This is a genomic window from Bacillus sp. 7884-1 (assembly GCF_002272245.1).
GTDB lineage: Bacteria > Bacillota > Bacilli > Bacillales > Cytobacillaceae > Neobacillus.
This window is the reverse complement of sequence record NZ_NPDD01000040.1, coordinates 1-6,976: the sequence shown is the minus strand read 5'-3', so window position 1 is coordinate 6,976 and position 6,976 is coordinate 1. Positions and strand designations below refer to the sequence as shown.

5 protein-coding genes are annotated in these 6,976 nt (G+C 41.4%); 1 reads left to right on the top strand and 4 read right to left on the bottom strand.

Annotated features, from left to right (window positions below; genetic code table 11):
* Positions 1 to 218: 218 nt before the first annotated feature.
* The 4 genes from CHI06_RS05780 to fdhD form a co-directional block, all read right to left on the bottom strand.
* The gene (locus CHI06_RS05780; protein WP_095247476.1) at positions 219 to 947 is read right to left on the bottom strand and encodes a formate dehydrogenase subunit gamma; all 729 of its coding nucleotides are present in this window, start codon (positions 945 to 947) and stop codon (positions 219 to 221) included.
* Positions 940 to 1,770 (bottom strand): 4Fe-4S dicluster domain-containing protein, encoded by an 831-nt coding sequence (locus tag CHI06_RS05775; RefSeq protein ID WP_095247475.1) that lies wholly within the window; start codon positions 1,768 to 1,770, stop codon positions 940 to 942. The genes CHI06_RS05780 and CHI06_RS05775 overlap by 8 nt, the downstream gene beginning before the upstream one ends.
* Positions 1,770 to 4,748 (bottom strand): formate dehydrogenase-N subunit alpha, encoded by a 2,979-nt coding sequence (gene fdnG / locus CHI06_RS05770; protein WP_142300929.1) that lies wholly within the window; start codon positions 4,746 to 4,748, stop codon positions 1,770 to 1,772. Before fdnG ends, CHI06_RS05775 begins: the two co-directional genes overlap by 1 nt.
* 74 nt (positions 4,749 to 4,822) lie before the next feature.
* Entirely contained in the window at positions 4,823 to 5,596 is a 774-nt protein-coding gene (fdhD, locus tag CHI06_RS05760; RefSeq protein WP_095247472.1) for a formate dehydrogenase accessory sulfurtransferase FdhD, read from the bottom strand.
* 449 nt (positions 5,597 to 6,045) lie between these two features.
* Between fdhD and pdxK the strand changes: the two genes are divergently transcribed.
* Entirely contained in the window at positions 6,046 to 6,873 is an 828-nt protein-coding gene (gene pdxK / locus CHI06_RS05755) for a pyridoxine/pyridoxal/pyridoxamine kinase (RefSeq protein ID WP_095247471.1), read from the top strand.
* Positions 6,874 to 6,976 lie beyond the last annotated feature (103 nt).

The following is a 6,976-nucleotide window of genomic DNA, read 5'->3' as shown; positions in this document are numbered from 1 at the left end:
CAGTGCCAAAATCAATATTAAGCTTTAACATAGCCTTTAAATAAAGGCTGTCCTGCAAGAGACAGCCTTTATTATTATTAACTTTTAATGTGATGTCTAGCTACAGCGCCTTGCCCCTCGAGGTCACTTCGGTCCTGCAGATGAAGTCAAAGAGCGACTTCACCTGCAGGACCTCCAGCGCTTGTCGGGGCTGACCAAGGCGCTTCCGCTTTTCGTTATCATGCGCCTTTTTTCTTTTTCTTGTCAGGGCTGGTTGGTTTATGCGGGTCGTCTAGTTTAGGGAAGTTGCCTTTTTTAACCTCTTCCTCGTACCATTCTGTATAGTGTTCCTTTGCCCACCATGCAGGTACTTCACCTGTAATAACACCGGTATATCCTGGTTTAGAATTTTTGTGTATAACAGATAGATAGATGTGTCCGACCACTACCGCAATCGCAAGACCAAAGCCTACGTTGTGCAATAAATATCCCCACTGAACAACCGCTCTTGGGAAGAACTGCGGGAACCACATTGGTAAGCCTGAACCAATGATTAAGATTGCTGTGAAAATTTGAATGATTGAGTTAATCTTTTCACCAGCGTTAAAGAATGTTTGCTTTACGTGCTTGAAATTGAAACCAAATAGCTCCTTAACAAACTCTGTAAAGAACTCTAGGTCACGTTTCTTCCAGGTAACAAGTTCTTTCATCCAAAGCTTGAAGCCCTTGAAGTCAAAAATAACCCAGATAAACGTTGGTGTAATAAACGCCACGGCGAAAATTCTGTGAAGTAGACGTGCACCTTCTGGTCCGCCAAGCACCGGGTATAACCAGTCAAAAAACTCTGTGTACATTGGCAAGGCTGTGATATAGAGAGCAATAAATGAAATCGCGTTAACAGCATGCGCCCAAACAAATGCCTTTGAAAAACGTTTCACCTTTACAGTCGAATTTTGAGGTTTACTCATGGTGCTCACCTCCGTCTTCGTTTTTACCATTCTTTTTCTTACTAATAATCGTGTTCGTAATAAATGCTCCTACAACTGCCATTGTAGTCGCACCGATCATCATTTTACCAATTGGCTGTACATAGTCTTTCCAAATCACAGCGGAAGTTGGAACTTTAGGGTTTTCAGGTAAACCATATACAGATGGCTTTTCTGCTAATACATAAACCGTATGCGTTCCGCCGACACCTTGTGGATTGTAGACCATTGCATTTGGATAACGATCTTTAATTTGTTTCACACGATCTTCTGCTTTCTTGATCATCGCAGCTTTGTCGCCGAATTCCATAGCCCCTGTATGACAAGTAGTTACACAGGCAGGCTGCAGGCCTTCTTCAAGACGGTCTGTACACATTGTACATTTATTTGCTTTACGATATTTGTCACCATTTTTATCAACGTATTCCTTAAGGGAAATAACTTCAAATGGACAGTTATTTACGCAATATCCACAGCCTACACATTTCTCATGATCAATGACAACAGTACCAAAATCCGTGTAGCTAATTGCATTTTCCGGGCAAACCTTTTCACAGGCAGCATCTGTACAGTGGAAGCATGCTGAGTGGCGGAAAAGGTAGTCAAGATTGCCTTTTGAATCTTCATGCTCGATATATTGCAGTACATTCCAAGTATCTGCCGTTGTCTTAGCATGTGACTGAGCGCTCCCTAAGAAGTCCTGTGGTTCAGCCGGAAGGTCATTCCAGTTTTTACAGGCAACCATACAGGCGCGACAGCCGTCACACTTGGTCACATCAACAAATTTCACATATTCAGCAGCCATTAGTCAGCCCTCCTTACGTTACAGAGGAATGCCTTATATTCAGGAATAGTTGTATTCGCATCCCCGATATGAGGCGTCAGGCGATTAGCTGTCTCCCCAGTTGCGATACCTTTATAGCCAAAATGCCACGGCATTCCGATTTGATGAACATCTTTGCCATCGATCTTATGAGGCTTGAAGCGCTTTGTTACCATTGCATAAGCTTTGACCTCGCCTCGTGCAGAGCTGACAATGACTTTATCTTTATTTTTAATGCCCTTTTCTTTTGCTAGCTCTTCGCTCATTTCAATATACATATGAGGTACAAGCTCTGATAACCATGCTTGGTTACGTGTCATCGTACCAGATTGCCAGTGCTCACTTACTCGGTAAGTGGTTGCCACAATTGGGAAATCTGCCTTGAAGCCGCGCTCATTAAATTTGCCATCAAATAATTGAATAGCAGGGTTAATTTCCTGGCTTGAGAATGGATTCTTAACCGGGCTTTCAAACGGCTCATAGTGTTCAGGGAACGGACCATCGTTTAATGTTGGTGCATAAACTCCACCTACACCATCATTCATCATGATAAATGGATCCTCAAAGCCCGCGTCGCCAGGTTTCCTTGTTGCAACAAAGTCCGGAACGTCCACTCCTGTCCATTTACCTTGTACTGCATCATACCATACAACCGCTTTTTCCTTATTGTATGGAACACCGTTTGGATCACATGAAGCGCGATTGTAAAGAATACGGCGGTTCATCGGCCATGCATACGACCAGTTTAGATATAAACTCATTCCGGTATCTTTCTTATCCCGGTTTTTCGCACGGTTCTTGCCTTCTTCAGGGTAGAATCCGCAATAAATCCAGTTACCTGAACATGTTGAACCATCATCCTTTAGATTTCCAAAGCCGGCAATTAGCTTGCCTGTATTCACGTCATACCCGTTGATTTCCTTACAAACAAGGTCGATATCTGGGTGATGACCTTCACCATAGTTCCAATAAAGAGCATTAATTGGAGCTGCGGCTGGACCTGCTTCATTTTTATATAAACCTTTGATTCTAGTAGCAAGCTCATGGATAATCTCTAAGTCTGCTTTTGATTCACCAAGCGGCTTAATTGCCTGCCAGCGGTACTGCATCCAGCGGGCACTGTTAGATATACTTCCTTCTTTTTCATAGGAAGAACATGCTGGAAGAAGGAATACCTCTGTGTTGATCTTAGATGGGTTACTGCCAGCCTCTTCTTGCCAGAAGGCAGAAGTTTCTGTTTCCCAAAGGTCAACAGCTACTAACCATTTTAAATTGGAAAGTGCTTCTTTTTCTTTGCCTGCATTCGGTCCGCCGACTACTGGGTTTGTTCCGAAAAGGAATGCACCTTCTAGCGTGCCGTCATACATAGCCTTAAATAAGTTAATGTGTGAGTAGTTTTTATTGCCTTTTGGCAGGTATTGATAGCCAAATTCATTTGCTGCTGTTGCATTCGGTCCATACCAAGCTTTTAATAAGCTGACAATGAACTTCCGCTTGTTACTCCAATAACCTGTTTTTGGTGTTTCTTTTTCCATGTGGCCAGCGAGTGTCGCATTCTCCGGAACCTTAGATGTTGGTGCATTTAAGTAGCCTGTTAAGTTACCATATAATAATCCAAAGTCAGTTGAGCCTTGTACGTTAGACTCACCACGCATTGCGTTAACCCCGCCGCCTGGTAAACCAACGTTACCAAGTAGAAGCTGAATCATGGCAAACGCACGAACGTTTTGTGTTCCAACTGTATGCTGGGTTGTTCCCATTGCATACATGATGGTTCCTGCTTTACCGACTTGACCCGTTGCACAGAAAGCTTCATATACCTTTAATAGGTCGGCTTTTGGTGTTCCAGTGATTTTTACAACTGCGTCAACATCATAGCGAGAGTAATGTTTTTTCATTAATTGGAAAACGGATCTTGGGTGTTCTAATGTGAAGTCTTTAACAAGTTTTCCTTCGGCATCTTTTTCAAATGCCCATTGTGTTTTATCATAAGCACGCTTATCTTCGTTATATCCAGAGAATAAGCCGTCTTCAAATTTATAGCTTGGACTTACAATAAAGCTAGCGTTTGTATATTTAGCAACATACTCTTTGTGGTAAAGATTATTTTCTAGCGCATATTTGATCATCCCGCCGATAAACGGAATATCTGTTCCAGAGCGTAAAGGGGCATAAATATCAGACATTGACGATGTTCTTGTGTAACGAGGGTCAACGCTTACTATTTTTCCGCCATTCTCTTTTGCTTTTGTTAACCACCTAAAGCTAATTGGATGGTTCTCAGCTGGATTTGCGCCCATAATCAACGCACAATCGGTATACTGCACATCATTCCAACTGTTAGTCATTGCTCCACGACCAAATGAAGGTGCCAGACCGGCAACCGTAGAACTATGTCATATTCGTGCCTGGTGCTCTAAATAGGTGACACCAAGCCCTCTCATCATTTTAGAAAGCAGGTACGTCTCTTCATTATCAAGAGCTGCTCCGCCAAGGCTTGCAATTGCCTCGGTCTTATTCACTGTCATGCCATCTTCACTTACAACAAAAGTTTTATCACGAGTTTCTTTTGTACGCTTGGCAATGGTTTCATACATCCATTCCCAATCCTTTTCTTCCCATTTATTACTGCCTGGTGCACGATAAAGCGGTTTCTTAATACGTTTTTCAGAAGTATATAACTGTCTAATTGTTGTTCCTTTACTGCATAGCTTACCTTCGTTAATTGGGTTATCCGGATCCCCTTCCGTATAAACCACAGTGTTGTCCTTTGTATGGACTAAAATCCCACAGCCAACGCCGCAAAAGCAGCAAATAGTTGGTGTAACAGTTGATTTGGCAATTTTGAATTCTTTTGTGCTGGCATATGCTTTTTTCTCATTAAAGCCTAGTTCAACAACTGCTAGAGTGGCTGCAGTAGCACCAGACAACTTTAAGAATTGCCGGCGGTTTAAGTTGATTTCAACCATTTTTCTATCTCCTTCCCAGTATTAAATAGAACATTCCTTTTTTTCTTTAATGGTTTACCTTGTTCTTACTCCCCCCTCCAATGCATCTCTACAGCGGATATTTCCAATAAATCATTGTCAACTCGGCCTGTTGAGGTGTAAATATTAGCCATTTTCCCTCGTAAATAGCCAATAACCTCTATGTTTAAATATTTAGCCAATTGAACAGCCTGCTTGGTAGCGGCTGTTCGTGAACCAATAACAGGAAAGCCGAATTTCGCTGCTTTGGAAAGCATTTCATATGAAACCCTGCCGGTTGTTAATAAAACTAACCGTTCAGGCTGTAAACCCATTCGTAGTGTGTGGCCAATGATCTTATCGACGGCATTGTGCCGCCCAATATCTTCACGGACGGTGATATTGCCTGCTTCATCTACAATACAGGCACCATGCATGCCGCCAGTTTCCAAGTAAAACGGTGAATTCCGAGCAAATTCACTCTGTTTTTTTAATAAATAACTCAATTTATATCTATATTCAGTAGCTACTTTTTGAAAATTTTTCACGTCTGTCATCGAGAAAAATGTGACTCCGCGGCCGCACCCAGCCGTATAGTGTTTCTTTTTCGTAAATAACTCTTCTTCATTAAATCCATTCAGAAGTGAGACGTTGATGCTTCCCATCTCCTCATTAATGGTAATGGATTCAATCTCACTCGCTTCCTGAATAAATCCTTCAGAAAACAAATAACCATAGGCCCAATCCTCTAAATCATGTTTAGTTAGTTGAAATACGGCAATCTCATACCCATTTAAAATTAGGGTAATCGGATATTCATCAGGACATCCTTTGCGGTACATTTGCTTTCCCTCCTTTCAGGAATTAACATTCTAGGCGTTTTCAATTGTAATAATGTTAACCAGCCTTCTCAGCGACATTTATCACAATCTACAGCACATCTAAATGAATTAGCTTTGCCTTTTAAATTTATAATAAATATCGAAGCCTTAATCACAGGACTTTGACGAATCTCAGTCATCTTTGTGTCAGATTATCGAATTTTTTTAAAATCAACTGCCCAAATCACGATTTGTAAGCGATTCCAAATATTCTTTTGTATCTTTGGTACTATCGTACGATGAGTCTTTTTTCTCGGAAGTAAGAATTATCACATATAAACATCTAAATAATATAGAAACAGTAATTTGTCATTTTTCTGACAAAATCATGTTTTAAATCTCTACTATATTTCTACGTTTGATTTATAATAGGAATAGTGTTTTTACAACTAGCTTTAGGAGGAATACATATGACAATTAAAAAGGTTATGACAATCGCGGGTTCGGACACAAGCGGGGGTGCAGGAATTCAAGCTGATATCAAAACATTCCAAGAACTAGGTGTGTATGGAATGACAGCACTGACTACCATCGTTACGATGGATCCTAAGGATTGGCACCACAGTGTATTTCCAATCTCCGTTGAGACTCTAAAACCACAAATTGATACCGTCCTATCTGTAGGAATTAACGCAATGAAAACAGGTATGCTTGGTACGGTTGAAATTATTGAATTAGTAGCAAAGGTGATCGATGAACATAAATTAGAAACAGTCGTCATTGACCCTGTTATGGTGTGTAAGGGCGAGGATGAGGTCTTAAATCCTGAAACCACTGATGCTATGCGTGAATTGTTACTGCCACGAGCTTTAGTTGTGACACCTAACCTTTTCGAGGCTGGCCAATTAGCTCAAATGGGACACGTTAAAACCTTAGAGCAGATGAAGGAAGCGGCTGTAAAGATTCACGATTTAGGTGCGAAGTATGTTGTCATTAAAGGCGGCAGCAAGCTTTTAACAGAGGAAAAATCAATTGACCTTCTATACGATGGTAAAGACTTCACTATTTTTGAATCAGATAAAATCGAGACGAACTTCACCCATGGTGCTGGCTGTACCTTCTCATCTGCGATTACTGCAGAGCTGGCAAAGGGCAGTTCCGTTGTTGAAGCGGTTGAAGTTGCAAAAGATTTCATTTCAGCAGCTATCAGCCAAGGCTTCCGCTTAAATGAATTTGTCGGGCCTACTTGGCATGGTGCCTACCGCGGTGCAAAAACTGAATACTGCACAGATTGTTAATCATACCAAGGCCGTTCCCCATCGAACGGCCTTTTTTATTGTAGGCTGTGTTAAACTTGGCTGTTGATTTGCGCTCCACTAAGGAATGCTTCTTGGAATAATC